Here is a 25,225-nt window from a genome sequence, read left to right as displayed (position 1 = left end):
AATGAGTAATAGCGTTCGTCATTTTATACCTAAATACCTTTTTGCATTGATGGATTTTGGTATTTATATTTCGTGCTTATTTGTGGGCATGTGGTTAACAAAGCACTTTTTTGGAGGCGACCTCTCGCCATTTTTGCCTCAGGAAGATTACAACTTCCGTGTGCTTTCGCATTTTGCGCTGGGCTTTATCGCGGTAGCCTGGTTTGGCATACGCCTACGGCACTATACCTACCGTAAGCCTTTCTGGAATGAACTTAAGGAAATCCTGCGGACCATCGTCATTTTTGCGATCATCGATCTGGCGATGGTAGCCTTCTCAAAATGGCATTTTTCCCGTTATCTTTGGGTGTTCACATGGATCGGCATTTTTATTCTGATCCCGGTAGGAAGAAAGCTCATTAAGTTATTGCTTAATAAGCTAGGCATGTGGAAGAAAAAAACCATTATTCTTGGCGGTGGCATTAATGCGTATGATGCTTATCAGGCATTGATGAGCGAGAAAAACCTTGGTTACGATATTCAATATCTCTATTCTATTAATGGCCAGGACGTACCTGTTGACAGTAATATTCAGGTGCTGACAGCTGAAGAAGAAATTTATCGCTTAAAGGATTACCGAAATATTCAGTACATTCTTGCTTTTGACGACAATGATTCTCAGCAGCTTGAAATGTGGCTTAAAAACCTGACCAAGAAAAAGTGCCGTTCTATTTCAGTTATCCCAACGATTCGCGGGGTACCGCTGTACGGGACGGATATGGCGTTTATCTTCAGTCACGAAGTTTTACTTCTGCGCGTCAATAACAACCTGGCTAAACGCAGCTCCCGCTTTGTTAAGCGGACCTTTGATATCGTGGTCTCCAGTCTGTTGCTCATCGTGCTTTCGCCGCTGTTTATTTATCTCAGCCTGCAGGTGAAAAAAGATGGCGGTTATGCGATCTACGGTCACGAGCGGGTAGGGCGCAGAGGCCGTCTGTTCAAGTGTCTTAAGTTCCGATCAATGGTCATGAATTCTCAGGAAGTCCTGCAAAACTTACTGGAAAACGATCCGGTAGCGCGGGCCGAATGGGATAAGGACTTTAAACTGCGTGACGATCCGCGCATTACGCCCATCGGTAAGTTTATTCGCCGCACCAGCCTTGATGAGCTTCCGCAATTGTTTAACGTGCTAAAAGGTGAGATGAGCCTGGTAGGACCGCGGCCTGTTATTGCTGAAGAACTGCTGCGCTATTGTGATGATGCAGATTATTATCGCATGGCCAAGCCGGGAATGACCGGACTATGGCAGGTGAGCGGGCGTAATGACGTCGATTATGAAAAGCGGGTCTACTTTGATTCGTGGTACGTCAAAAACTGGTCCTTGTGGAATGATATCGTAATATTGTTCAAAACTGTCAGCGTCGTTTTAAAACGCGACGGCGCATATTAAAAGTACGAAAGGAATGATGATGAAAGTAATTGACACCAAAATTGCGGGTGTGAAGATTATTGAGCCCCGCGTTTTTGAAGATGCGCGCGGCTTTTTTCTGGAAACCTTTAATGCCCAGCGTTACAAGCAAATGCTGAATATCGACCTCGATTTTATTCAGGATAATCATTCACGTTCGGTTAAGAATGTTCTGCGCGGGCTGCATCTGCAAACTAATAACCCGCAGGGCAAACTGGTTCGCGTAGTGCAGGGCGAAGTCCTGGACGTGGCAGTTGACATCCGCAAAGACTCCCCGACCTTTGGCGTCTGGGAGTCCGTGATCCTCAGCGAAAGCAATAAAAAACAGTTCTGGATCCCGCCCGGTCTTGCTCACGGTTTCGTCGTCCTCTCTGATACCGTTGATTTTGAATATAAATGCACTAACTATTACGATCCGCAAAGTGAGAAATGCATTCTGTGGAATGATGCCGATCTGAATATTGACTGGCAGGTCACCGATCCTATTCTGTCTGAAAAAGATATGAAGGGAATGACGTTCAAAGAATATGTTGCTCAACTTTAAATAATTACGACATAAAGGTCCATTTAATGAAAATTCTGGTAACAGGTGGCGCGGGTTTTATTGGTTCTGCGGTTGTTCGCCACATCATCGAGAATACGACTGACTACGTTGTTAATGTCGATAAATTGACGTATGCCGGCAACCTGGAGTCGCTGGAAAGCGTGGCGGAAAGCGAGCGTTATGCTTTTGAAAAAGCCGATATCTGCGATAAAGCTGCTATGGATCGCATTTTCGCCGATCACCAGCCCGATCTGGTGATGCATCTGGCGGCAGAAAGCCATGTGGATCGCTCTATTAGCGGACCGGCTGATTTTATTGAAACCAATGTGGTAGGCACCTATACCCTGTTAGAAGCTGCACGCGCTTACTGGAATCAACTGGATGCCGCGCGTAAAGACGCATTCCGTTTCCATCATATTTCCACGGATGAAGTTTACGGTGATTTGCCGCATCCGGACGAGTGGACCAGTAGCGAACCGCTGCCGCTTTTCACTGAAACTACCGCCTATGCGCCAAGCAGCCCTTACTCTGCATCCAAAGCCTCCAGCGATCATCTCGTTCGCGCCTGGAAACGTACCTATGGTCTGCCTACTCTGGTGACCAACTGCTCTAACAATTATGGTCCTTATCACTTCCCGGAAAAACTGATCCCGCTGGTGATCCTGAATGCACTGGAAGGTAAGCCGCTGCCGATTTATGGCAAAGGCGATCAGATCCGTGACTGGCTATACGTTGAAGATCATGCGCGAGCACTGTATTGCGTTCTGACTCAGGGCAAACCGGGCGAGACTTATAATATCGGCGGCCATAACGAGAAGAAAAATATCGAAGTAGTGCACACTATTTGCGATCTGCTTAATGAACTGGCTCCGTCTGCAACCTCGTATCGCGATCTTATCACCTGGGTTGCTGACCGCCCGGGCCACGATCGCCGTTATGCCATTGACGCTGATAAAATTCAGCGTGAACTGAACTGGGCGCCGCAGGAAAGTTTTGAAACGGGCATCCGCAAAACGGTGCAGTGGTATCTGGATAATCAGGCGTGGGTAAATAACGTAAAAAGCGGTGCCTATGCCAACTGGATCGATCAGAATTATAAGGATCGCGCGTAATGAACATTCTGTTATTCGGTAAGAGTGGTCAGGTAGGCTGGGAGCTTCAACGTGCGCTGGCTCCGCTGGGTAACCTGACGGCGCTGGACTTTAATTCCACGGATTTTTGCGGCGATTTCACCAAACCTGAAGGCGTTGCTGAAACCGTGCGCCGCCTGCGCCCGGACGTAATTGTTAACGCGGCGGCACATACCGCCGTGGATAAAGCTGAATCAGAGCCCGATCTGGCGTATCTGCTGAATGCGCAGAGCGTAGAAGCTATCGCCCACGAAGCACAGAAACTGGGTGCATGGGTCGTTCACTACTCAACGGATTACGTTTTCCCCGGTGATGGTGAAATGCCGTGGACAGAAACAGATGCCACCGGCCCGCTTAATGTCTATGGCGATACTAAGCTCGCCGGTGAGCAGGCATTGCAGCAGCACTGCGACAAACATCTTATTTTCCGAACCAGTTGGGTATATGCCGGCAAAGGAAATAACTTTGCAAAGACGATGCTGAATTTGGCGAAAACCCGCGATACGCTTTCTATTATCAGCGATCAGTTTGGTGCGCCGACCGGTGCAGAGTTACTGGCCGACTGTACTGCGCATGCCATTCGCACCGCGCTATTGAAGCCTGAGGTCGCCGGGCTGTATCATCTTGTGGCCTCGGGCATCACAACCTGGGCCGACTATGCCGAACTGGTGTTTGCCCAGGCGCGTCAGGCAGGTATTGAACTGGCCGTTCAGGAAGTGAAGAAAGTGCCCACCAGCGCTTACCCGACACCGGCTCGCCGTCCTAATAACTCCCGTCTGTCGACAGAAAAATTCCAGAGCACGTTTGATCTCCAGTTGCCTCAGTGGCAGGCTGGCGTTGAAAGAATGCTGGCGGAACTGTTTACGGCAGCCGCTGTTTAATTACTGCGTTTTGACACAAGAAAAATAGAGATAAAATAATGACAACTCGTAAAGGTATTATTCTGGCTGGTGGCTCGGGAACGCGTCTTTACCCGGTTACCATGGCTGTCAGCAAGCAACTTCTGCCCATCTATGACAAGCCGATGATCTACTACCCGTTGACGACCCTGATGCTGGCTGGGATCCGCGATATTCTTATTATCAGTACCCCGCAGGATACACCGCGTTTTGAACAATTGCTGGGTGACGGAAGCCAGTGGGGCCTGAACCTGCAATATAAAGTGCAGGAAAGTCCGGATGGTCTGGCCCAGGCATTTATTATTGGCGAAGAGTTTATCGGGAGTGACAGCTGTGCGCTGGTACTGGGTGACAATATTTTCTACGGTCACGACCTGCCTAAGCTGCTTTCAAATGCGGTAAGCAAAGAATCGGGTGCGACGGTGTTTGCCTACCACGTTAACGATCCTGAGCGTTACGGTGTAGCCGAGTTTGATGAAAATGGTAAAGCTATCTCTCTGGAAGAGAAACCTGCACAGCCTAAAAGCAACTATGCGGTGACTGGACTCTATTTCTATGACAATGAAGTGGTTTCCCTGGCGAAAAATCTGAAGCCTTCCGCACGCGGCGAGCTGGAAATTACGGATATCAACCAGCTGTATCTGGAGCAAGGTAAACTTTCTGTTGAAATGATGGGGCGTGGCTATGCCTGGCTGGATACCGGGACCCACCAGAGCCTGATTGAGGCCAGCAACTTTATTGCCACCATTGAAGAGCGACAGGGCCTGAAAGTAGCTTGTCCGGAAGAGATTGCCTACCGTAAGGGTTTTATCGATGCTGAACAGGTGCGCAAACTGGCGAAGCCGCTGGCGAAAAATAATTACGGTAAGTACCTGCTGAAATTAGTATCTGCTAATTAATCTTTCAGCGGCCTGAAGCTCCTCAGGCCGTTGTTCATTCCACTTTTTCGGATATATTACGTCGTAATATTTACGTTCCGAACAGTTTGCATGATTATTTCCATTTAAGGCTAATATGAATCAGTCCAGTACCCATTACGTTAATCGCTCAAAAAAGCGCCAGCAGATTAATTTAATCGACCTTCTTGTGCAACTTTGGCATGGTAAAAAAACAATTGCCATCTGGGTTATTATCGGCATTGTGTTATCAGTAGGTTATCTTTTTATCGCGAAAGAAAAATGGACTTCAACGTCAATTGTTACGGCACCTGATGCTGGTCAAATCAATTCTTATAGCAATGCAATGAATATCATGTATGGGCCTGCTGCGCCGGGCTTACCTAATATCCAACAGGATTTCATTCAACGCTTTAATGCTGCTTTCTCAGCACTCGCTGAAACGGTTAACGATCGGGAAGATAAAAAAGTTATCGATATCGAACCGGCAGTGAAAGATCAGGGATTACCTATCAAGATATCCTATGTCGATCAGGCGCCTGATCTGGCGCAGAGAATGCTGGCTGAGACTATTCAGCAGGTCGATGATGAAGTAGCGAAAGAGCTGCGCGCGGATCTCCAGATGAATATTAAAGCGCGTTCAGCCGAGCTACAACAAATGTTAACCCGCCAGGAAACTATTGCTAAAGAGCAAAAGGATCAGCGGATGGCGCAAATCAACCAGGCGCTTACCGTGGCGAATCAGGCAAATATTAAGTTGCCTCAGGCACAGCAAGCGGAACAGGTTTCTCAGGATACGATGTTTCTGCTTGGTAGCGATGCATTAGCCTCTATGGTTAAAAATGAACAGTCGCGCCCGTTAGCACTATCAGATGATTATTATTCTACTCGTCAGACATTAATGGCAATCAATGCGCTGAAGATTGATGATTCTGAATTGCACTCTTATCGTTACGTAATGAAGCCAAAATTACCAGTACGCCGCGATAGTCCGAAGCGTGCTTTAACGGTGGCTATTGGCTTATTCCTTGGATTGATGGCCGGTGCTGGCGTTGTATTAACGCGTAATGCTCTACGCGATCACAAAGCGAACGTATAACGGGTAGTGAAATTTTGAAGTAATTTTTAGGTGCCTGCGGGGCCAGTCGTTACGCTACCAGGGAGGGTGGCGTAACGTATATTGTTTTCTGACAGATACAGTTCTGGCAATGTATCATGGGTCAGTAAATTTCCTGATGACATTAACTATTATCGTATAATATGACAGCACTCTTATTGTTTTTAATGCAAACAAATTCGCTGTTGATTAGCGGTCTGGAAGTGATCGACGACCGGACAGGAATACTATTAAGAGCCACGATTGGTATAATTATAGTTATTTATTATATCAAAAATCTTGATATCGAGTTGAATCTTATTGTCGGTAGTGTGGTGCTTGCCGTCTTTTTCCTTTTTAATTTCAACCAATCCTGTATCAACCTGATTTTTACACTATGGTTTATTTATCTGCTAAGGCGTCAAGGTGCGGTTAAAAGCATTGAAGTTGTCTATTATTCAACGTTAATGTTTTCGTTACTTTTTACCGGCCTGGTAATCAAAGGCATCATTCATCCAGATATCGACTATATCCCCGAAACAGGGCGCTATAGAAATAACATGGGCTTCTGGTCGGCAAACTATCCAGGAATGATTGCGTACTCCTGCTTTATGACGTTGTTCACCTGTAAAGGATATCTCTCTGGCAGAATACCTACAGTTATTCGCTGGTTTACAAATATTCTTCTGGCATTCTTCATCTGTGTGCCTTTCCTGGCAGATTCCCGCACGCCGGGTTATGCGATGATTGTTTCATTGATCTTTTACGTTGTCATTTCCGCTGGCTTGTTTCGTTATCTGGTGGTTTTCTATCTGCCGCTGGTACCCGTCACTTTACTGGCGATATCGCTGTTTTTGCCGTGGGATTATCATGGTGGCCGTTTAGATTATATGCTGAGTGGTCGTTTAAGTTATTTTTATGATTATCTTAGCTCGCTTGAACCCTACAATTATGTGTTTGGATCAGCGCTTCCGGATTATGCTCTTGATAACTCCTATCTGATACTCATGAGCGCGCTCGGTTTATTTTTTATCATTCCTTTTACGTGGATGCTGTATCAGGCCGTTTTGAACAACCCGAATAAGTACTTTATCGTGCTGGTCTTTTCGCTAATCTGTTATGGATTTACGGAGGCGATAATGGCAAGGGCAGAGACGAGCGTCGTTATCATCTTCTACCTGCTAATGTTTATTAAAACTAATGGCATTGAGTTTGATAAAGCCGGTAAACTGAGAAAACATATCGATCAGTTTTACCGTAAACGTTATTTTTATACGCAAATGAACCGGTAACGCGCTGGCGGTCAACATAAATTATGTTGACCGCTGTATTTTTACTGATGCCGTGCCCGCAAATTCTCAATCACCGCCGTTAAATCCAGCTCCTGATCCTGTAGCAGCACCAGCAGGTGATACATCAAATCCGACGCCTCGTTTGTCAGTTCTTCACGGTCATGCACCGTCGCGGCCAGTGCCGTTTCCACCCCTTCTTCTCCAACCTTTTGCGCAATACGCTTCGTGCCGCTGGCATACAGTTTGGCGGTATAAGAGCTGGCCGGATCGGCAGTTTTTCTCTCTGCCAGCAACTGCTCAAGCTGATACAGGAACAGCCACTGGTGGCTGGCCTCGCCAAAGCAGCTGGACGTGCCTTTATGGCAGGTCGGCCCAATCGGATTGACCAGCACCAGCAAGGTATCGTTATCGCAATCCGGCGTGATACTCACCACGTTCAGGAAATGGCCGGAGGTTTCGCCCTTGGTCCATAAGCGCTGCTTCGTGCGCGAGAAGAAGGTGACGTTGCCGGTTTCTTCGGTTTTCGCCAGCGCGTCCTGATCCATATAGCCCAGCATTAACACCTCGCCGGATACCGCATGCTGGATGACTACCGGCAGCAGCCCGTCAGTTTTTTGCCAGTCCAGCTGCCCGCGTTGTTGCTCAGTTAACATACTCGTATCTCCACGCCCTGGGTAATCAGAAACGCTTTTAATTCACCAATATTAATAATTTGTTTGTGAAAAACGGAGGCGGCCAGTGCGCCGTCTACGTCAGCGTCGCGGAAGACCTCATGAAAATGCTCCATTGTTCCCGCGCCGCCGGAGGCGATGAGGGGAACATGGCAGACGTCGCGCACTTTTTTTAATTGCTCAATATCATAGCCGTTACGGACGCCATCCTGATTCATCATATTCAGAACGATTTCGCCCGCGCCCCGTTTCTGGACTTCCTGTACCCAGTCCAGCGTTTCCCAGGTGGTGACACGGGTGCGCGATTCATCGCCGGTATATTGATTGACGTGATATTTACCGGTGTGCTCATCAAACCAGGTATCGATGCCGACCACGATGCACTGAACGCCAAAGCGATCGGCCAGGCGGGTGATCAGCTCAGGATCGGCCAGAGCAGGAGAGTTGACAGAAATTTTATCCGCGCCAAATGAAAGAATTTGCGCCGCGTCATCAACCGATTTGATCCCACCTGCGACACAGAAGGGAATATCGATCACCTCCGCCACGCGTGAAACCCAGCTTTTGTCGACTACGCGGCCGTCGCTTGAGGCGGTGATATCGTAGAACACCAGTTCGTCTGCGCCTTCAGCCGCGTAGCGCTGAGCCAGCGGAACGATATCGCCAATAATTTCATGATTGCGGAACTGCACACCTTTTACCACCTGGCCTTCACGTACATCGAGGCAGGGGATTATCCGTTTTGCCAGCATTGAATGGCCTCCTTCACGCTGAATTTATCTTCCAGAAGCGCACGTCCGACAATCACGCCGCGCACGCCGGTGCCGCGCAGAGCGGCAATATCATTGATGTCACCTATGCCACCTGATGACTGGAAGGCCACCTGCGGATAGCGCGCACAAATTTCTTCATACAGCGAAACGTTAGAGCCAGCCAGCGTGCCGTCGCGGGAGATATCGGTACACAGCACATGTTTTAATCCCACGGGCAGATAGGTTTCCACCAGCGTCTCGAGTGAAACGCCGGAATCTTCCTGCCAGCCGCTCACCGCAACCTGTTTTTGCCCCCGGGCATCAATGCGGATATCCAGGGCCAGAACTAACGCTTCTGCGCCGAAGCGTTCAAACCAGCCTTTTACAACGTCCGGCGATTTAACGGCCGTTGAGCCCACCACGACCCGCGCCACGCCCGCTGCCAGCAGGGCCGCGACGTCTTCTTCACTTCGTACGCCACCGCCCACCTGAACCGGCACATTAACGCTTGCCACCAGGGTTTTAAGCAGGGGGATCTGGCGTTTTGCCGGATCTTTTGCGCCGGTCAGATCGACCAGGTGCAGCACTTCCGCTCCCTGGGCCGCATAATCCTGAAGCCGGGGCAAAGGATCAGTACCGTAATCACGCTGTTGGGCGTAATCGCCCTGATGCAGTCTGACGACCGTACCATCGATTAAATCCAGAGCCGGAATGATCATCACATCTCCAGGAAGTTTTTCAGTAGCTGCGCGCCCGCCGCGCCAGAACGCTCCGGGTGAAACTGCACGCCAAAGAAGTTGTCTTTATTGATTGCCGCGGTGAACGGCTCGCCGTAATGGCATTGTGCGATGGTCCAGGTGTTGACCGGCATGGCGTAGCTGTGGACGAAATAAAACCATTCGCCATCTTCAATGCCACGAAACAGCCGATTACCGGCCTGCGGGTAAACCCGGTTCCAGCCCATATGCGGTAGCGGCAGGCCAAAATCGGTCATTTTTGGCACCTCCTGCTCAATAATATTGAGAAGATCAACGCCGTCGCTCTCTTCGCTGCGACTGCCGAGCAGTTGCATACCCAGACAAATACCTAATACGGGTTGGGTGCAGGCTCTGATCAAATCATATAGCTCACGCTCACGAATTTGATCCATTGCGGCCTGCGCTGTTCCTACGCCCGGCAGAAACAACTTGTCGGCACGAAGAACGACATCAGGATCGCGGCTCACTATCGGCTCGTAGCCGTGGCGCATGATGGCGGATTTAACCGAATTCAGATTGGCACAGCCGGTATCGAGGATCGCGACGTTCATTACAGCACCCCTTTAGAGGAGGGAAGAGTATCGCCTTCAACGCGGATCGCCTGACGCAGCGTGCGACCAAAGGCTTTGAACAAACTTTCAACACGGTGGTGGTCGTTCTTACCCTTGGTTTTAAGGTGCAGGGTGACGCCCATGGTGTAGGAGAGCGAGCGGAAAAAGTGTTCAACCATTTCTGTGCTTAAGTCGCCTACGCGCTGGTAGGTGAACTCTGCACGGTACTCAAGATGCGGACGACCGGAAATATCCAGCGCACAGCGGGCAAGGCATTCATCCATTGGCAGGACAAAACCAAAGCGGTTAATGCCGCGTTTGTCGCCGAGCGCTATTTTCAGCGCTTCGCCTAATGCCAGGCCGGTATCTTCGATGGTGTGGTGATCGTCAATATATAAATCACCTTTGACCAGAACCTCCATGCGGAATCCACCGTGGGTGGCGATCTGGTCGAGCATGTGATCAAAAAAGCCAACGCCGGTATTTATCTTGCTGCCGCCTTCGCGATCCAGCCACACTTGCACATCGATCTGCGTCTCTTTTGTATTGCGTTCTACATGCGCATATCGGTCGCGGCGGGTAAGCTGCTCGCCGATGGCTGACCAGTTCAGGGTTTCGCGGTTATACAGTAAACCAGTGATACCCATATTATCAGCCAGCTGAATATCAGTAGCGCGATCGCCAATCACGTAGCTGTGGGCTTTATCCATTACGCCATCGGCCAGCCAGCTCTCGACCAGACGGGTCTTCGGCTTGCGGCAGTCGCAGTTATCTGCGGGCAGGTGAGGACATATCAGCACTTTTTCAAATGTGACGCCCTGCGAAGAGAAGATCTGCATCATCAGATTGTGCGGGCCATCGAATTCAGCCTGTGGCAGGCTGGCGGTGCCCAGCCCGTCCTGATTGGTGATCATCACCAGTTTAAAGCCGGCTTTTTGCAGCTTACGCAGCGCCGGAATGACCTCTGGCTCGAAGGCCAGCTTGTCGAAACGATCGACCTGAAAATCGCTGGGTGGCTCGGCAATCAGCGTTCCATCGCGATCAATAAACAGAAACTTCTGTGTCATACCTTCTCCGCACTTAAGGCGTCAATAACGCGCTGAGACTCTTCACGGGTTCCCACGGTAATACGCAGGCAGCCGCTTAAAGAGGGTTGTCTATTCTGGTCTCGTAAGATGATGCCCTGATCCCATAATGATTTAAATACGGCACTGGATGCCGTGATCCGCACCAGAATATAGTTGGTTTCTGACGGAAATACCTGCTCGATGCAGGCGATATTTTTTAGTTTATCCAGCAGATATTGACGCTCATCAAGAATACGCTGGACGCGCTCGCGCATCGCAAGGATCCCCGACGGACTAAGCGCCTGCGCGGCGATATCGGCCACGGGCGTCGACAGCGGGTAGGGCGCAATCACTTTCATCAGCAGATTGATGACGTCTTCGTTCGCCAGGGTAAAGCCACAGCGCAGGCCGGCCAGGGCAAAAGCCTTAGACAGCGTACGCAGGATCACCAGATGCGGATATTCGCTCAGCCAGCCCACCAGCGAGGCCTGCGGGCAAAACTCAATATAGGCTTCATCAGCAACCACGATGGCTTTGCCGCGCGTCATTTCCAGCAAAACCCGCAAATCCTGAGGGTTAATAATCTGCCCGGTAGGGTTATTCGGGCTGCAAACATACACCACTTTAACGCCGTCCAGTTTGTCGGCAATGCCCTGCAAATCGAGTTGCCAGCCGTCCAGCGCCGATACCGTGCGGTACTCGACGCCCAGGGTTTCGGCACTCACGCTGTACATGCCATAGGTGGGCGGGCAAAACAGGATCGCGTCAGTCCCCGGCTCGCAGAAGGCGCGGATTAACAGTTCAATGCCTTCATCTGCCCCGCGACTTACCAGTACCTGCGACGGCATGACCCCGGCATAGCGGGCGTAGTTTTCAATAACGGCTTTCGGCTGGCACTCAGGGTAGCGATTCAGCGTTTGTAATGTGAGCTGGAATTCCACCGCCTGCGGATATTCATTAGCATTCAGCCATACATCGCCTTTACCGCCGAGGCGGCGGGCCGATTGATAAGGCACCAGCGTGCGGACGTTGGCGCGGGCTAACTCTTCGATGCTCATGCTTGCTCCTTTAGCGCAGCCATGCGCAACGTGACGGCATTTTTGTGTGCGGTTAGCTGTTCAGCCGCCGCCAGCGTTTCAATGGTTGAAGCCAGCGCGGCAAACCCTTCGCGCGACAGCTCCTGAACGGTCATCCGCTTCTGGAAATCAGCCAGGCCCAGGCTTGAGCTGGTGCGGGTATAACCGTAAGTGGGTAACACGTGATTGGTACCAGAGGCATAATCGCCTGCGGATTCCGGTGACCAGTCGCCTAAAAAAACCGAGCCGGCGCTGGTGATGTCCTCTACCAGTTCGCGCGCATTGCGGGTCTGAATAATCAGATGCTCGGGGCCATATTGATTGGAGATAGCCACGCACTGCCTGATGTCCTGGGCCACAATCAGGCGGCTGGCAGAAAGCGCCTGACGAGCCGTGTCCGCTCGCGGCAGGGCGACAAGCTGACGCTCAACGGCCTGAGCCACGCGGCGGGCCATTTCAGCATCCGGGGTTAGCAGGATCACCTGTGAGTCAGGGCCGTGTTCTGCCTGAGAAAGCAGGTCCGAGGCGACAAAGTCCGGAGTGGCACCGCTATCGGCAATCACCAGCACTTCTGACGGTCCGGCTGGCATGTCGATGGCGGCTCCGTCCAGTCGCTGGCTGACCTGGCGTTTGGCTTCGGTAACAAACGCATTGCCCGGACCAAAAATTTTATCGACCTTAGGTACGGATTGGGTGCCAAATGCAAGGGCGGCAATCGCCTGCGCGCCACCCACCTTAAACACCTCGCGTACCCCGCAAAGCTGAGCGGCGTAAAGTATTTCATCAGCAATCGGCGGCGGAGAACACAGCACAATCCTGTTGCATCCGGCTATCCGTGCTGGCGTTGCCAGCATCAGTACGGTCGAAAAAAGAGGCGCTGAGCCGCCGGGAATATATAAACCCACCGACTCGACCGGGCGAGTGACCTGCTGACAGCGCACGCCGGGCAGGGTTTCAACATCAACAGCAGGCAGAATTTGCGCATTATGAAAGGTGGTAATGTTACTTACAGCCACCGCCATCGCCTGTTTAATATTGTCTCCGAGGCGCGCGCTGGCTGCGTCAATTTCTTCTGCCGTCACTTGCAGCGCCTGCACATCGGTTTTGTCGAATCTGGCACTGTATTCACGCAGCGCATTGTCGCCGCGTGATTTCACATTATCCAGAATGTCGATAACCGTCCGGGTAATGGTTTCAGAGGCGGAGATGGCCGGGCGCATCAGCAGTTCACGCTGCTGCTGTGGCGTACTGCTGTTCCAGTCAATGATGGTATTGAAGCTCATGTGATTGCCCTGTCTGGTTAGTCTGATAACGCGTCTTTAAACCTGTTAGCTACGACCGTTTATTCCATCATCTTCTCAATCGGCAGCACCAGAATGGAGCTGGCACCCAGCGCTTTCAGTTTTTCCATCGTTTCCCAGAACAGCGTCTCGCTACTGACCATGTGCATCGCTACGCGCTGCTGATCGCCTGCCAGCGGCAGAATAGTCGGACGTTCAGCACCCGGCAGCAGAGCAATGACCTCGTCCAGACGCTCAGTCGGCGCATGCATCATGATATATTTAGATTCACGTGCCTGGATCACGCCCTGAATACGCGTCAGCAGTTTGTCGATTAATTGCTGTTTACCCGCATCCATCTCGCCATCGCGCTGGATAAGACAGGCTTTAGACTGGTAAATCACTTCAACTTCACGCAGGCCATTGGCCTCAAGCGTGGCACCGGTAGAGACCAGGTCGCAGATGGCATCGGCCAGACCCGCACGCGGCGCAACTTCGACAGAGCCGTTCAGCAGGCAGGATTTAAACGCGATACCTTTTTGATCGAGGTAGCGCTTTAACAGGTGCGGGTAAGAGGTGGCGATACGCTTACCGTTTAGCATTGCCGGGCCGTCCCAGGGTTCGTCGGCAGGGGTGGCCAGCGACAGACGGCAGCCGCCGAAATCCAGGCGGCGCAGCGTAAAGTAGCGGGGATCTTCGCCCTGAGCGCGGCGGGTCAGCAGCTCTTCTTCCAGAACGTTTTCACCAATAATGCCCAGATCCACCACGCCGTCCATTACCAGGCCCGGGATGTCGTCGTCACGTACGCGCAGAATATCAATAGGCATATTTTCTGCCAGCGCGATCAACCGCTGGGTGTGCAGGTTGATCTTAATACCACAGCGGGCAAGGAGTTCGCGTGAATCATCGCTCAGACGGCCTGACTTCTGCATAGCTATGCGTAAACGGGTGTTATCTAACATGGTGATGTCCTCATTATTGTTCTGTCTGAATTGCGTCCAAAAAAAAGCCCCCGGAAGGCGATCTTCCGGGGGCTCTCTTGCGTTCATGCACCTCTGGAAGATCTGAATGTCTTCCAGCACACATCGCCTGAAAGACTAGTCAGGGTGATGGTGATGATGGTGGTTTTTAAATTGAACGCTGATCATATAAATTCCGATGAATGCTTATTCATGTGTTGCTTTAAACCTAAACCACTTTGCCTGATATTGGCAAGCCATTTTTTTATCTTTCACACATTTCATATTCATCCTGTTAATTGTCAGTTCAACCTGTGTGGCGTAGCCTTAAGAGAACAAGTGGTGGACAGGAGATAAAGCGTGAAAAAGGTCGCAATCGTCGGGTTAGGGTGGCTGGGGATGCCGCTGGCACTTTCGCTTAGCGCGCGTGGCTGGCAAGTTGCCGGCAGCAAAACGACGCTCGATGGCGTCGAGGCGGCAGGAATGTGCGGAATCGAAAGCTATATGCTGCGTCTGGAACCGGAGCTGGTCTGTGAGACAGACGATCTTGAGGCGCTGATGAATGTTGATGCGCTGGTGATAACCCTTCCTGCCCGACGCACCGGTCCGGGCGATGATTTCTATTTTCAGGCCGTCCAGCAGATCGTTGACAGCGCGCTGGCCTGGCAGGTAAAACGCATTATCTTTACCAGCTCAACGTCGGTTTACGGCACTGCAGCGGGGGTGGTAAAAGAGACCACGCGGCGCGAGCCGGTCACCGCCAGCGGCAACGTGTTAAAAGAACTCGAGGACTGGCTGCATAATTTGCCGGGAACTTCGGTCGATATCCTGCGTCTTGCCGGGCTGGTCGGCCCGCAGCGACATCCCGGACGTTTCTTTGCCGGTAAAACGGCCCCCGATGGCCAGCAGGGCGTTAATCTCGTGCATCTTGAGGATGTGGTTGCTGCCATCACCCTGCTGCTACAGACGCCAAAAGGAGGGCACATCTATAACCTGTGCGCACCGGAACATCCTGCGCGGGCTGTTTTTTATCCGCAGATGGCGCGCGACCTTGGACTGGAGCCACCGGTTTTCACCTCAGGTGACGAAAAAAACACGGGTAAATGTGTCGACGGTAGCCGGATTTGCCACGAGCTGGGATTCGAATATCAGTATCCCGATCCGCTGGTTATGCCGATGGCGTAAGCGTTTTTTAGCAAATAATGCTATTAGTACATCTAATAATGTTTTCCGGGTTTAAGAAACAATCAGTTAGGAAAAATTAATTTACGATCGTTCTCGCATTCTCTTGTCATTGCGACATTGTTTAGGGCAAAATACGCCGCCTGTAAAAAATGAAGCTAACCGACGTTAAACGCGTCGGTTATTTTTTTGCATAAAGACACTCATTTAATACCAAGAGGCCGGGCTTCGTACCGGATAGATATTTACTAAAAAACGACAGTTGTTGTCGCTGAGGAATCCTGAAGATGGGGCAATTTTTTGTTTACGCCACGGTTTTCGCCAATAAGGAGAATAGCCATGTCGCATAACGTTACTCCAACCACCTCTCGCGTGGAATTGCGTAAAACGCTTACGCTAATCCCGGTTGTTATGATGGGCCTTGCCTATATGCAGCCGATGACGCTGTTCGATACATTCGGCATTGTCTCTGGTTTAACGGATGGTCACGTAGCGACGGCATATGCTTTCGCGCTGGTGGCAATTCTCTTCACGGCCCTGAGCTACGGTAAACTGGTGCGTCGCTTCCCGTCCGCTGGCTCTGCCTATACCTATGCCCAGAAATCCATTAGCCCGGTTGTTGGCTTTATGGTTGGCTGGTCGTCGTTGCTGGACTATTTGTTCATGCCGATGATCAACATTCTGCTGGCTAAAATCTATTTTGAAGCGCTGGTGCCTTCCGTACCATCGTGGATCTTTGTTGTTGCGCTGGTGGCTTTCATGACCATCTCTAACCTGCGCAGCATTAAAACGGTTGCCAACTTCAACACGTTGATCGTTATCCTGCAAATGGGTATTGTGGCGGTCATTGTTGGCATGATCATTTACGGTGTTGATCACGGTGAAGGTGCCGGCACGCTCACCAGTTCGCGTCCGTTCTGGTCTGAAGACGCGCATGTGGTCCCGATGATCACCGGCGCGACGATCCTGTGCTTCTCGTTCCTGGGCTTTGACGGCATCTCTTCGCTGTCTGAAGAAACCAAAGACGCTGAGCGGGTGATCCCGAAAGCCATTTTCCTGACGGCGCTGATTGGCGGGCTGGTCTTTATTGTTGCTTCCTACTTCCTGCAACTGTACTTCCCGGACATTTCTCGCTTTAAAGACCCGGATGCGTCTCAACCCGAAATTATGCTGTATGTTGCCGGTAAAACCTTCCAGTGGGGCGTGCTGATCTTCTCAAGCGTCACCGTGCTGGCATCCGGTATGGCTGCACATGCAGGGGTTTCTCGCCTGATGTACGTAATGGGCCGTGATGGCGTGTTCCCGAGCCGCTTCTTCGGCTATGTGCATCCGAAATGGCGTACGCCGGCGTGGAACGTGCTGCTGGTTGGGGTGATTGCCCTGCTGGCGATTAAATTCGACCTGGTTACCGCTACGGCGCTGATCAACTTTGGCGCGCTGGTGGCTTTCACCTTTGTTAATCTGTCGGTGATTTCCCAGTTCTGGATCCGTGAAAAGCGTAATAAAACGCTGAAAGATCATTTTAATTATCTGCTGATGCCGGTATGTGGCGCGCTCACCGTGGGCGCACTGTGGGTTAACCTCGAACAAAGCTCGATGATTCTGGGTCTGATTTGGGGCTCCATCGGTCTGATTTATCTGGCGTGTGTGACTCGCGTATTCCGCAGCCCGGTACCTCAGTACGAAGATATCGCCTCATAATGGCGTACCGGCCAGGCGTTGGCCGGTAAGTAACAGACGTTTATTGAGTGTCTGCCAGTGCCGGGTAACACGGCATAATTTCTGAAAAACCGGAGACGTTGTTCTCCGGTTTTTTTTATGCGTTATAACTCATGATTATGTATTAGAGAGTTTGGTTATTGGTTTGTGCCGGACGAGTCAGGAATAATTTGCCCACTGATATTTTCCGGATAATGTTTTTATGTTTCAGATGATGTTAAGCGGCCTGATTTGTGGTGCGCTACTGGGATTCGTCATGCAGCGCGGACGTTTTTGCCTGACAGGCGGCTTTCGCGATATGTATATCGCCAAAAACAACCGTATGTTCTACGCGTTACTGATTGCCATCTGTATTCAGAGCGTTGGCGTTTTCGCACTTATTGAGATGGGCATCGTGCACTATGATGCCGGGACGTTCCCCTGGCTTGGTACTGTTGTCGGAGGGTTTGTATTCGGCCTCGGGATTGTCTATGCCGGCGGCTGCGCGACGGGCACATGGTATCGGGCGGGGGAAGGGCTTATCGGCAGCTGGATTGCGCTGGTCACCTATATGGTGATGAGTGCAGTAATGCGTTCTCCGCACGCTGCCGGACTGAATCAATTTCTCAAAAGCTACAGTACAGAACATAACGCTATTGCTGAGACGTTCAATTTTTCCGTCTGGCCATTGATTGCCCTTCTGCTGGTGGTGACCGCATGGCTGGTTCTCAAAGAACTGCGTAAACCGAAGCTCAGAGTCGCCACGCTGCCACCGCGCCGCAGCGGTCTGGCACATTTATTGTTCGAAAAACGCTGGCATCCGTTTGTTACCGCGACGCTCATCGGGCTGATTGCCCTGCTGGCGTGGCCAATGAGTGAAGCCACCGGCCGTATGTTTGGCTTAGGTATCACTTCGCCAACGGCCAATATTTTGCAGTATCTGGTAGGTGGCGACAGTAAATATCTCAACTGGGGAGTCTTTCTGGTGCTGGGTATTTTTGTTGGCTCATTTATTGCGGCCAAAGCCAGTCGCGAGTTTCGCGTGCGTGCGGCAGACGTTAGCACGACGCTGCGCAGTGCATCCGGTGGTGTACTGATGGGCTTTGGTGCCAGCATCGCGGGCGGCTGTTCTATTGGTAACGGCCTGGTGATGACCGCCATGATGACATGGCAGGGATGGATTGGCCTGGTCTTTATGATCCTTGGCGTCTGGACCGCATCCTGGTTCCTGTATATTCGCCCGCAGCGTAAAGCGGATCCCGCTGCTGCGGTAGCCTAACTGATTGACTGGAGTAAATATGGCTATTAAAAAACTGGACGTCGTAACCCAGGTTTGTCCGTTCCCGCTTATCGAAGCAAAAGCCGCATTGGCGCAGATGCACAGCGGTGATGAACTAGTTATTGATTTTGACTGCACCCAGGCGACAGAGGCCATTCCGCAGTGGGCTGCGGAAGAGGGGCACAGCATCACCGACTATCAGCAGGTGGGCGATGCTGCCTGGTCTATTACCGTTAAGAAAGCCTGAGTGTGACGCCTGCAGGAGACGGACTCATACCGTCTCCTGTGCATACTGGTACAATGCCTTAATAAGCGCCTGTTTCTCGCTGTTTCCTTCGTACTGCCCCCACAATCTTTCCAGCTCCTGCGCCCAGGTCTGCAAAAACTCAGGCGTAAAGATGTTTTGTCGATGCTGTAGCCAGCGTTGCTGCTCCATCTCGTCAAGGGTGCCCGGAAAATTGCGCGCCCGATAGTTAAACAGCAGACGCTCAATACGCTTATCGGCGAAAGTAATATCCAGCGCGGGCAAATTGCGTGGTTCAGTTTCCAGCACAATCTTCATCGCTGCACGATCCGCATCGCTGAAAAAGCCATTATAGAGCTGTGCATCGACATTTTCTGAGGGGACAAACGGCTCGGCATCAGCAAAAATAGCCACCACTTTCTCGCGCACGAGGGGATTTTCCCGCAGGATTTTCAGGTTATCGAGGCAACGCTGGCGGTTAATCCCCAGCCGATCGGCATCTTCCGGACGCAGCGTATTCGCCTGAGCCAGCACCGGGCATTTATTAAGGTGCACCAGCTTGACGGGTACCGGTAATGCCTCGCCCAACTCCGCTTTTGCGGTATACAAGCGATCGCGCAGTGCGTCGGCATCTAAATCGAGCAGTACAGATACATCTTCCGCGAGATCGACCATAATGACCGCATTACGGTTGTCCGGATGCCATGCCAGCGGCGCGACCCAGCTGGTATTCCCCCGCCAGGCACCAAACATGCCGGAGACATGCACCAGCGGTTTCATTTGCGGAACGTCAATCAGCGTCATCAGCTTATTTTTACCGCGATATGCATAAAGATATTCAAACAGTCGCGGCTGCTTATCTTTAACCAGCTTTGCCATGGCGATAGTCGCATACACATCGGCCATCGCATCATGCGCATTACTGTGCTCAATGCCATTGGCTTTAGTCAGATGTTCCAGCCGAAAGCTCGGCAGACCCTCTTCATTTTCGGGCCAGTTAATGCCTTCAGGACGCAGAGCATAGCAGGCGCGCATCACATCCAGCAGATCCCAGCGTGAGTTATCGTGCTGCCAGCTCCAGGCATAGGGATCGTAAAAATTACGGTAAAAAATGTTACGCGTGACCTCGTCATCAAAACGCACGTTGTTATAGCCGACGATACACGTTTTCGGCACGGTAAACAGATCATGAATGCGGCGAGCGAATGTGGCTTCATTATCGCCTTTCGCCAGTGCCTCCTGCGGCGTAATGCCGGTGATCATTACCGCTTCAGGCTGCGGAAGATAATCATCCGCCGGCTTGCAGTAGAATACCTCAGGCTCGCCAGTCACCGTAAAATCGACATCGGTACGAATGGCGGCAAACTGTGCGGGTCTGTCCAGTGCCGGATGGGTACCAAACGTTTCATAGTCGTGAAATAAAAATCCTGGCTGAAGCGGCGTGTCTTGCATGGCTATGGTTAATCCGTGATGAGGCTGCGAAGGATGTTCATTGGTATGGTAAACGATTTAGTCAGACACCGTAAGCGCCAGTATCGGCTTTCTGTTATTGATGTATGTCATATTTTCTTGCACTTTAACCGGGCAAGCTATCAGGATCTCCCGTACAAAGGACGGCGAATTATAGAATGAGGATATGCTGTTGAAACGCCGTCTTTTTATTGCTGTTTCTTTACTCGCTTCGGGTATTTCTTCGGCGCTTGCTGCCGACGCTTTTGCTGTACCGCTACAGCCGCCGGCTATTCAGGCAGGATCGTGGGTACTGATGGATTATACCACCGGCCAGGTGCTGGCTGCCGGGAACGAACACCAGCAGCGCAACCCTGCCAGCCTGACTAAACTGATGACTGGCTATGTGGTTGACCGCGCTATTGATAGCCACCGCATCAGTGCAGACGACGTGGTGACCGTCGGCAAAGATGCGTGGGCGAAGGGAAATCCGGTGTTTAACGGCTCGTCACTGATGTTTCTGAAACCTGGCGATCGCCTGACAGTACATGATTTGAGCCGCGGGATGATTGTTGATTCCGGCAATGATGCCTGCGTAGCGCTGGCCGATTATGTGGCCGGGGGACAGCCGCAGTTCGTGGCACTGATGAACAGCTATGTTCAAAAACTTAACTTGCGCGATACCCATTTTGAAACGGTTCACGGTCTTGATGCGCCGGGGCAGCACAGCTCCGCTTACGATCTGGCGGTGCTTTCCCGGGCCATTATTCACGGCGAGCCCGATTTTTATCACATGTACAGTGAGAAAAGCCTGACCTGGAATGGGATCACGCAGCAGAATCGTAATGGGCTGCTGTGGGATAAAACGCTCAAAATAGATGGTCTGAAAACCGGGCATACGTCGGGTGCCGGATTCAACATCATCGCCTCTGCGGTAGAAGGTGACCAGCGTCTGATTAGCGTTGTTATGGGCGCTGACAGCCCCAAAAGTCGTGAGGCTGAGGCGCGTAAGTTAATTGTCTGGGGGCAACAAAATTACGCCACCGTACAGATCCTGACGCAGGGAAAATCGATCGGGCACGAGCGGATCTGGTTTGGTGATAAAGAAAATATCGCCGTTGGGCCGGACCGCGATTTCTGGATGGCGCTGCCAAAAACAGAGATTGCGCACATCAAAGCGCGCTATGTTCTGAATGGTAAAGAGCTGGATGCGCCAATTGCAGCCCATCAACGTATCGGCGAAATCGAGCTTTATGATCGGGATAAAGTCGTTGCCAGAATGCCGCTAACGACGCTTGAAAGCGTTAATAAGGGGGGGCTTTTCTCCCGCATGAGTGATTACTTTCACCATAAGTCCTGACCAGAAGCGCCTCTGATGAGAGGCGTTTTTTGCATCCCGGCTATTCAGCAGACATACTTGTTTCTTCGGCTTCTACCTATTTATTGTGCGGGAGACACTATGGATTATCACATTGCGCAGACAGAGAAACGAAAAATTGCTGGCTTTCACCTTGTAGGACCATGGGAGAAAACGGTCAGGCAAGGGTTTGAACAACTGATGCTATGGGTTAATACGCAACATGTGCAGCCGCAAGAGTGGCTGGCCGTTTATTATGATAATCCTGATAACACGCCAGAGGAAAAATTACGTTGTGCAACTGTTGTCAGTGTCGGGGACGATTTTATTGTTTCACCAAACAGTAGCGGAGTGATCCTCACTGAAATTGAGGGGGGCGAATATGCTATTGCCAGTGCGCGCGTTGAGCAGCACGATTTTGAAACACCGTGGCGTCAGTTTTTTGAATGCCTGCTTCAGGATAACCATCGCCAGATTGCGCCGCGTCCCTGTTTTGAAATTTATCGTAATGACGGCAACACTGACGGCTACTGGGATATCGATATGTATATACCCCTTGAGAATTCGCACGCAGAGGGTGCTGGTGGCGGCAAAAAAACGGTACAATCGCGTTTTTGAATATGTGGTCGGAGAGCGGTTTTGCGCGCTGATAAGTCCCTGAGTCCATTTGAGATCCGTTTATACCGTCACTATCGGGTAGTGCACGGTATCCGCGTCGCGCTGGCGTTTATTCTTACTTTCCTGCTAGTCAGGTTGCTTAATATTCCTGAAGGAACGTGGCCGCTGATCACTCTGGTGGTGATCATGGGGCCTATTTCATTTTGGGGAAACGTTGTTCCACGTGCTCTGGAGCGTATAGGTGGAACCATCCTCGGGTCGGTACTGGGTCTGGGGGCGCTTCAGCTTGAACGCTACTCGCTGCCAATAATGCTGGTATGGTGTGCGGCAGCCATGTTTTTATGCGCCTGGCTGACGCTTGGCAAACGGCCCTATCAGGCATTGCTGATCGGTATCACTCTTGCCGTGGTCGTCGGCTCGCCAGCCGGTGATATGCATACTGCACTATGGCGAAGCGGTGATGTTATTTTTGGATCCTTATTGGCCATGCTCTTTACCGGCATCTGGCCTCAGCGTGCTTTTTTACACTGGCGTATTCAAATGGCGAACTACGTCACCACGTTTAACCGACTTTATCAGGCAGGTTTTTCCCCAAATCTGGTCGAACGTCCGCGCATTGAAAAGCATCAGCAGAAAGTGCTTAATGATGTGATTAAAATGCGCGGGCTGATAACACCAGCCAGTAAAGAAACTCATATTCAAAAATCCGTTTTTGAAGCCATTCAGACCATCAACCGCAACCTGGTCTGTATTCTCGAACTACAGATCAATGCATTTTGGGCTTCCCGCGCCAGTCACTTCGTGATGCTTAATGCCCGCACGCTGCGCGAAACGCAGCAAATGACGCAGCAAACCTTACTGACTATTGCCCATGCGCTGTATGAAGGAAATCCGCAACCGATCCTCGCCAACACCGAAAAATTAAACGAAATTGTGGCTGAACTTCGTCAGTTAATAAACGAGTACAGGGGCGACAATCTGGCCGAGACGCCCATGCACGGATATGTGTGGCTAAGTATGGAGCTGGCTCGTCAACTGGAGCTATTGTCGCATTTGATTTGCCGGGCATTGCGCAAATAAACTGCGGTAACAAGGGGTTTTAAGCGCTGGTGTTTCGATTCAGCTGCATTTAGAGTTATGATACGCACACTAAAATGATTGTCTTCAGCGATGGCTAAACGTAGTGTTTACCCTATGGCTGTCGCATTAACGAATCCGAATCTCAATTATCAGAGGTATAGCAATGGAAACAACCAAGCCTTCGTTTCAGGATGTTCTGGAGTTTGTTCGCCTGTTCCGTCGTAAAAATAAACTACAGCGTGAAATCCAGGACGTTGAGAAAAAGATCCGTGATAACCAGAAGCGCGTACTGCTGCTCGACAATCTTGGTGACTACATCAAGCCCGGGATGAGCGTAGAAGCGATTCAGGGCATCATCGCGAATATGAAAAGCGACTATGAAGATCGCGTTGATGATTACATCATCAAAAATGCAGAAATCTCGAAAGAGCGTCGTGAAATTTCTAAAAAATTGAAAGTGATGGGTGAACTAAAAGTTCATGGCAATGATGCTGACGCCGGGTAAGGCAGGCAGATAAACATCTACAGTTTTGTGGCAGACGCTCCGCATCTGAAGAGGATACGGAGCGTTTTTTACCAGACTCATCTTATGCTCTATCATAGCACTTAATATAATCTGGCAGCAGGTTAACTATGACAGCTGCTGCAGCTCATCAAGATAGGTGGTTAAAGTATCACGTATATTATGTAGTGCCTGCAGGCTGGAGAGGGCGCACTGTTTCTGAAGTTGATCGGATAGCAATGCTTTTTCTAACGCTGCACGGGCAAGTTTATCTGTAACTTTGCTTATTTCAAAAGTCCAAATTTCTTTACCATATTCAACAACGATGCCATGGTGCGGTGAGCGTTTTACCTCGGCAGCTAATCCATTATCAATAAAAATCTTTTTAACTTTATGACTATGAGGGTAAAGTGTTTCCGGCACAGTCAGCATTACCCTGGGGTTATCCTGGATTTCTTTATTCAATTGCTCAGTTAATACCGCCAGTAGCTGGCATAGAGTTTCTTCATGATCAAAAAATTCTCTCAGACTGTTGGTCACGATTTCCAGTGTATCATTGATAATATTATTTTTATGAGCCTCATTGTCGTTAACGAATTTTGCCAAATCCTGAATCGCGAAAGCCATACCTGAAACATAACCTTCTATCCATGCGTTGTTATGGATATCATCAACTCTGCTTTCAGCAGCGCTGATTCTTTTTTTAGCGAAATTTTTCGCATGGTCATAAATTTTATTAATAGTATTATAATGGACTATGTCTTCTTTCTTAATTATGACTTTTTGGCTGATGCCTGGAATGTTTTTAAGTGTTAAAGTCTTAAGCATAATCAAAAGCCCATTTTAAAGTAGAGAGAGAGTTTTCGAAATCCATAGATGATGCTTTTTCATAGCTAAATGAGGCTGGAAATATGAGTTTTAGATATTCAGAGAGCACTGAAGGTAACAATTTCCTGGCTACGCTAATGATATACAATGCACCGACCTGGGTGATGTTAGAGTCAGTGAGTTGACTTGTACTGTCTGGGGCGTTTTTATTTAATAAAGGAAGCGGCAAGCAAAGAAACTGGCGCTCTCTGTTATCTAATTCTGCCATATATACAGGATGATTAATAAGAGAGGCAGAAAAAAACTTCAAACCAATTAAATAGGCTGCGCGCTTTATTTTGTGCCAATTATTGATAAAGAACTCTATATCTTTGTTTTTTTCTATATTCGTTTTTAAAATGCAAAGGTTTGAATGCTGTACAAGGATTAAGTAGTTAACCAGACAAGCAGGTAGTGTATCAATATCGACGGTTAATTTATCTGGAAGACTAAGCCAGCTGTGATCATAATAACGAGCAGGATTATAGAGAATGTCAATCAATTTGGTAGAATAGTGCATAATAAGTTCCT

Annotated in this window: 28 protein-coding genes and 1 other annotated feature; of the genes, 16 read left to right on the top strand and 12 right to left on the bottom strand. The window is 50.2% G+C overall.

What is annotated here, in order from left to right:
* Position 1: 1 nt before the first annotated feature.
* The 7 genes from wbaP to AC791_RS14530 all read left to right on the top strand — a co-directional run bounded on the left by wbaP (position 2) and on the right by AC791_RS14530 (position 7,304).
* Positions 2 to 1,429 (top strand): undecaprenyl-phosphate galactose phosphotransferase WbaP, encoded by a 1,428-nt coding sequence (gene wbaP, locus AC791_RS14560; protein WP_199485509.1) that lies wholly within the window; start codon positions 2 to 4, stop codon positions 1,427 to 1,429.
* A 19-nt stretch (positions 1,430 to 1,448) separates the two neighbouring features.
* The gene (gene rfbC / locus AC791_RS14555) at positions 1,449 to 1,991 is read left to right on the top strand and encodes a dTDP-4-dehydrorhamnose 3,5-epimerase (protein ID WP_049841125.1); all 543 of its coding nucleotides are present in this window, start codon (positions 1,449 to 1,451) and stop codon (positions 1,989 to 1,991) included.
* A gap of 26 nt (positions 1,992 to 2,017) precedes the next feature.
* Positions 2,018 to 3,103 (top strand): dTDP-glucose 4,6-dehydratase, encoded by a 1,086-nt coding sequence (gene rfbB / locus AC791_RS14550; RefSeq protein ID WP_049841124.1) that lies wholly within the window; start codon positions 2,018 to 2,020, stop codon positions 3,101 to 3,103.
* A complete protein-coding gene (gene rfbD, locus AC791_RS14545; protein WP_049841123.1) occupies positions 3,103 to 4,002 on the top strand; it encodes a dTDP-4-dehydrorhamnose reductase in 900 nt (299 codons plus the stop codon). The genes rfbB and rfbD overlap by 1 nt, the downstream gene beginning before the upstream one ends.
* Positions 4,003 to 4,040: 38 nt before the next feature.
* Positions 4,041 to 4,919 (top strand): glucose-1-phosphate thymidylyltransferase RfbA, encoded by an 879-nt coding sequence (rfbA, locus tag AC791_RS14540; RefSeq protein ID WP_049841122.1) that lies wholly within the window; start codon positions 4,041 to 4,043, stop codon positions 4,917 to 4,919.
* A gap of 115 nt (positions 4,920 to 5,034) precedes the next feature.
* Positions 5,035 to 6,015, top strand: a complete 981-nt coding sequence (gene wzzB, locus AC791_RS14535) for an LPS O-antigen chain length determinant protein WzzB (RefSeq protein ID WP_049841121.1) — start codon at positions 5,035 to 5,037, stop codon at positions 6,013 to 6,015.
* A gap of 161 nt (positions 6,016 to 6,176) precedes the next feature.
* The gene (locus AC791_RS14530; RefSeq protein WP_148677807.1) at positions 6,177 to 7,304 is read left to right on the top strand and encodes a hypothetical protein; all 1,128 of its coding nucleotides are present in this window, start codon (positions 6,177 to 6,179) and stop codon (positions 7,302 to 7,304) included.
* Between the two features lie 41 nt (positions 7,305 to 7,345).
* On the opposite strand, the gene hisIE is transcribed toward AC791_RS14530, so the two are convergent.
* The 9 genes from hisIE to hisL form a co-directional block, all read right to left on the bottom strand.
* Complete coding sequence (hisIE, locus tag AC791_RS14525) at positions 7,346 to 7,957, bottom strand: bifunctional phosphoribosyl-AMP cyclohydrolase/phosphoribosyl-ATP diphosphatase HisIE (protein ID WP_049841119.1); 612 nt, start codon at positions 7,955 to 7,957, stop codon at positions 7,346 to 7,348.
* The gene (gene hisF, locus AC791_RS14520; protein ID WP_049841118.1) at positions 7,951 to 8,727 is read right to left on the bottom strand and encodes an imidazole glycerol phosphate synthase subunit HisF; all 777 of its coding nucleotides are present in this window, start codon (positions 8,725 to 8,727) and stop codon (positions 7,951 to 7,953) included. Before hisF ends, hisIE begins: the two co-directional genes overlap by 7 nt.
* Positions 8,709 to 9,446: a 1-(5-phosphoribosyl)-5-[(5-phosphoribosylamino)methylideneamino]imidazole-4-carboxamide isomerase gene (gene hisA, locus AC791_RS14515; RefSeq protein WP_049841117.1), complete on the bottom strand. Its 738-nt coding sequence runs from the start codon at positions 9,444 to 9,446 to the stop codon at positions 8,709 to 8,711. The genes hisF and hisA overlap by 19 nt, the downstream gene beginning before the upstream one ends.
* Positions 9,446 to 10,036, bottom strand: coding sequence for an imidazole glycerol phosphate synthase subunit HisH (gene hisH, locus AC791_RS14510; RefSeq protein ID WP_049841116.1), 591 nt, complete (start codon positions 10,034 to 10,036; stop codon positions 9,446 to 9,448). The genes hisA and hisH overlap by 1 nt, the downstream gene beginning before the upstream one ends.
* Positions 10,036 to 11,103 (bottom strand): bifunctional histidinol-phosphatase/imidazoleglycerol-phosphate dehydratase HisB, encoded by a 1,068-nt coding sequence (gene hisB, locus AC791_RS14505; protein WP_049841115.1) that lies wholly within the window; start codon positions 11,101 to 11,103, stop codon positions 10,036 to 10,038. The genes hisH and hisB overlap by 1 nt, the downstream gene beginning before the upstream one ends.
* Complete coding sequence (hisC, locus tag AC791_RS14500; protein WP_049841114.1) at positions 11,100 to 12,161, bottom strand: histidinol-phosphate transaminase; 1,062 nt, start codon at positions 12,159 to 12,161, stop codon at positions 11,100 to 11,102. Before hisC ends, hisB begins: the two co-directional genes overlap by 4 nt.
* Positions 12,158 to 13,462 carry a histidinol dehydrogenase gene (hisD, locus tag AC791_RS14495; RefSeq protein WP_049841113.1) on the bottom strand — a complete coding sequence of 435 codons (1,305 nt, stop codon included), beginning with the start codon at positions 13,460 to 13,462 and terminating at the stop codon, positions 12,158 to 12,160. The genes hisC and hisD overlap by 4 nt, the downstream gene beginning before the upstream one ends.
* 59 nt (positions 13,463 to 13,521) lie before the next feature.
* Positions 13,522 to 14,421, bottom strand: a complete 900-nt coding sequence (gene hisG / locus AC791_RS14490; RefSeq protein WP_049841112.1) for an ATP phosphoribosyltransferase — start codon at positions 14,419 to 14,421, stop codon at positions 13,522 to 13,524.
* A 38-nt stretch (positions 14,422 to 14,459) separates the two neighbouring features.
* Positions 14,460 to 14,581: a sequence feature (His leader region), on the bottom strand.
* Complete coding sequence (hisL, locus tag AC791_RS20435; protein WP_148677827.1) at positions 14,557 to 14,607, bottom strand: his operon leader peptide; 51 nt, start codon at positions 14,605 to 14,607, stop codon at positions 14,557 to 14,559. (Overlaps the previous feature by 25 nt.)
* A 171-nt stretch (positions 14,608 to 14,778) precedes the next feature.
* Between hisL and AC791_RS14485 the strand changes: the two genes are divergently transcribed.
* The 5 genes from AC791_RS14485 to tsuB all read left to right on the top strand — a co-directional run bounded on the left by AC791_RS14485 (position 14,779) and on the right by tsuB (position 18,824).
* Positions 14,779 to 15,603 carry an SDR family oxidoreductase gene (locus AC791_RS14485; RefSeq protein ID WP_049841111.1) on the top strand — a complete coding sequence of 275 codons (825 nt, stop codon included), beginning with the start codon at positions 14,779 to 14,781 and terminating at the stop codon, positions 15,601 to 15,603.
* Between the two features lie 284 nt (positions 15,604 to 15,887).
* A complete protein-coding gene (yoeI, locus tag AC791_RS20975; protein ID WP_148677826.1) occupies positions 15,888 to 15,950 on the top strand; it encodes a membrane protein YoeI in 63 nt (20 codons plus the stop codon).
* The gene (locus AC791_RS14480) at positions 15,940 to 17,301 is read left to right on the top strand and encodes an APC family permease (RefSeq protein ID WP_049841110.1); all 1,362 of its coding nucleotides are present in this window, start codon (positions 15,940 to 15,942) and stop codon (positions 17,299 to 17,301) included. Before yoeI ends, AC791_RS14480 begins: the two co-directional genes overlap by 11 nt.
* 220 nt (positions 17,302 to 17,521) lie before the next feature.
* Complete coding sequence (gene tsuA / locus AC791_RS14475; RefSeq protein ID WP_049841109.1) at positions 17,522 to 18,577, top strand: thiosulfate utilization transporter TsuA/YeeE; 1,056 nt, start codon at positions 17,522 to 17,524, stop codon at positions 18,575 to 18,577.
* Positions 18,578 to 18,596: 19 nt separating this feature from the next.
* Positions 18,597 to 18,824: a thiosulfate utilization sulfurtransferase TsuB/YeeD gene (gene tsuB / locus AC791_RS14470; protein WP_049841108.1), complete on the top strand. Its 228-nt coding sequence runs from the start codon at positions 18,597 to 18,599 to the stop codon at positions 18,822 to 18,824.
* Between the two features lie 24 nt (positions 18,825 to 18,848).
* Here the strand turns inward: tsuB and sbcB are convergent, their stop codons facing one another.
* Complete coding sequence (sbcB, locus tag AC791_RS14465) at positions 18,849 to 20,273, bottom strand: exodeoxyribonuclease I (protein ID WP_049841107.1); 1,425 nt, start codon at positions 20,271 to 20,273, stop codon at positions 18,849 to 18,851.
* Between the two features lie 184 nt (positions 20,274 to 20,457).
* On the opposite strand from sbcB, the gene dacD reads away from it, so the two are divergent.
* The 4 genes from dacD to AC791_RS14445 all read left to right on the top strand — a co-directional run bounded on the left by dacD (position 20,458) and on the right by AC791_RS14445 (position 23,830).
* Positions 20,458 to 21,630 carry a serine-type D-Ala-D-Ala carboxypeptidase DacD gene (gene dacD, locus AC791_RS14460; protein WP_148677806.1) on the top strand — a complete coding sequence of 391 codons (1,173 nt, stop codon included), beginning with the start codon at positions 20,458 to 20,460 and terminating at the stop codon, positions 21,628 to 21,630.
* Between the two features lie 99 nt (positions 21,631 to 21,729).
* The gene (gene sbmC / locus AC791_RS14455) at positions 21,730 to 22,245 is read left to right on the top strand and encodes a DNA gyrase inhibitor SbmC (RefSeq protein ID WP_049841106.1); all 516 of its coding nucleotides are present in this window, start codon (positions 21,730 to 21,732) and stop codon (positions 22,243 to 22,245) included.
* 21 nt (positions 22,246 to 22,266) lie between these two features.
* Positions 22,267 to 23,325, top strand: coding sequence for an FUSC family protein (locus tag AC791_RS14450; protein WP_049841105.1), 1,059 nt, complete (start codon positions 22,267 to 22,269; stop codon positions 23,323 to 23,325).
* Positions 23,326 to 23,488: 163 nt separating this feature from the next.
* Complete coding sequence (locus AC791_RS14445; protein ID WP_049841104.1) at positions 23,489 to 23,830, top strand: DUF496 family protein; 342 nt, start codon at positions 23,489 to 23,491, stop codon at positions 23,828 to 23,830.
* A 126-nt stretch (positions 23,831 to 23,956) separates the two neighbouring features.
* Here AC791_RS14445 and AC791_RS14440 read toward each other — a convergent pair whose 3' ends face one another.
* On the bottom strand, positions 23,957 to 24,655 hold the full coding sequence (locus tag AC791_RS14440; RefSeq protein ID WP_049841103.1) for a hypothetical protein: 699 nt from the start codon (positions 24,653 to 24,655) through the stop codon (positions 23,957 to 23,959).
* Entirely contained in the window at positions 24,648 to 25,214 is a 567-nt protein-coding gene (locus AC791_RS14435) for a hypothetical protein (RefSeq protein ID WP_049841102.1), read from the bottom strand. Before AC791_RS14435 ends, AC791_RS14440 begins: the two co-directional genes overlap by 8 nt.
* Between the last annotated feature and the right edge of the window lie 11 nt (positions 25,215 to 25,225).

The organism is Klebsiella sp. RIT-PI-d, from assembly GCF_001187865.1.
Classification (GTDB): Bacteria; Pseudomonadota; Gammaproteobacteria; order Enterobacterales; family Enterobacteriaceae; genus Superficieibacter.
This window is presented reverse-complemented; position numbering and strand designations above follow the sequence as displayed.

Bases quoted from the DNA above. Each gene is read 5' to 3' on its own strand.
- wzzB (WP_049841121.1), top strand. From the start codon at position 5,035: ATGAATCAGTCCAGTACCCATTACGTTAATCGCTCAAAAAAGCGCCAG.
- hisD (WP_049841113.1), bottom strand. From the start codon at position 13,462: ATGAGCTTCAATACCATCATTGACTGGAACAGCAGTACGCCACAGCAG.
- tsuA (WP_049841109.1), top strand. From the start codon at position 17,522: ATGTTTCAGATGATGTTAAGCGGCCTGATTTGTGGTGCGCTACTGGGA.
- dacD (WP_148677806.1), top strand. From the start codon at position 20,458: ATGCTGTTGAAACGCCGTCTTTTTATTGCTGTTTCTTTACTCGCTTCG.
- AC791_RS14435 (WP_049841102.1), bottom strand. From the start codon at position 25,214: ATGCACTATTCTACCAAATTGATTGACATTCTCTATAATCCTGCTCGT.
- hisB (WP_049841115.1), bottom strand. From the start codon at position 11,103: ATGACACAGAAGTTTCTGTTTATTGATCGCGATGGAACGCTGATTGCC.
- wbaP (WP_199485509.1), top strand. From the start codon at position 2: ATGAGTAATAGCGTTCGTCATTTTATACCTAAATACCTTTTTGCATTG.
- sbcB (WP_049841107.1), bottom strand. From the start codon at position 20,273: ATGCAAGACACGCCGCTTCAGCCAGGATTTTTATTTCACGACTATGAA.
- AC791_RS14440 (WP_049841103.1), bottom strand. From the start codon at position 24,655: ATGCTTAAGACTTTAACACTTAAAAACATTCCAGGCATCAGCCAAAAA.
- rfbA (WP_049841122.1), top strand. From the start codon at position 4,041: ATGACAACTCGTAAAGGTATTATTCTGGCTGGTGGCTCGGGAACGCGT.
- rfbB (WP_049841124.1), top strand. From the start codon at position 2,018: ATGAAAATTCTGGTAACAGGTGGCGCGGGTTTTATTGGTTCTGCGGTT.
- rfbC (WP_049841125.1), top strand. From the start codon at position 1,449: ATGAAAGTAATTGACACCAAAATTGCGGGTGTGAAGATTATTGAGCCC.
- hisH (WP_049841116.1), bottom strand. From the start codon at position 10,036: ATGAACGTCGCGATCCTCGATACCGGCTGTGCCAATCTGAATTCGGTT.
- sbmC (WP_049841106.1), top strand. From the start codon at position 21,730: ATGGATTATCACATTGCGCAGACAGAGAAACGAAAAATTGCTGGCTTT.
- AC791_RS14480 (WP_049841110.1), top strand. From the start codon at position 15,940: ATGTCGCATAACGTTACTCCAACCACCTCTCGCGTGGAATTGCGTAAA.
- hisF (WP_049841118.1), bottom strand. From the start codon at position 8,727: ATGCTGGCAAAACGGATAATCCCCTGCCTCGATGTACGTGAAGGCCAG.
- tsuB (WP_049841108.1), top strand. From the start codon at position 18,597: ATGGCTATTAAAAAACTGGACGTCGTAACCCAGGTTTGTCCGTTCCCG.
- AC791_RS14530 (WP_148677807.1), top strand. From the start codon at position 6,177: ATGACAGCACTCTTATTGTTTTTAATGCAAACAAATTCGCTGTTGATT.
- hisIE (WP_049841119.1), bottom strand. From the start codon at position 7,957: ATGTTAACTGAGCAACAACGCGGGCAGCTGGACTGGCAAAAAACTGAC.
- rfbD (WP_049841123.1), top strand. From the start codon at position 3,103: ATGAACATTCTGTTATTCGGTAAGAGTGGTCAGGTAGGCTGGGAGCTT.
- hisC (WP_049841114.1), bottom strand. From the start codon at position 12,161: ATGAGCATCGAAGAGTTAGCCCGCGCCAACGTCCGCACGCTGGTGCCT.
- hisG (WP_049841112.1), bottom strand. From the start codon at position 14,421: ATGTTAGATAACACCCGTTTACGCATAGCTATGCAGAAGTCAGGCCGT.
- hisA (WP_049841117.1), bottom strand. From the start codon at position 9,446: ATGATCATTCCGGCTCTGGATTTAATCGATGGTACGGTCGTCAGACTG.
- AC791_RS14445 (WP_049841104.1), top strand. From the start codon at position 23,489: ATGGAAACAACCAAGCCTTCGTTTCAGGATGTTCTGGAGTTTGTTCGC.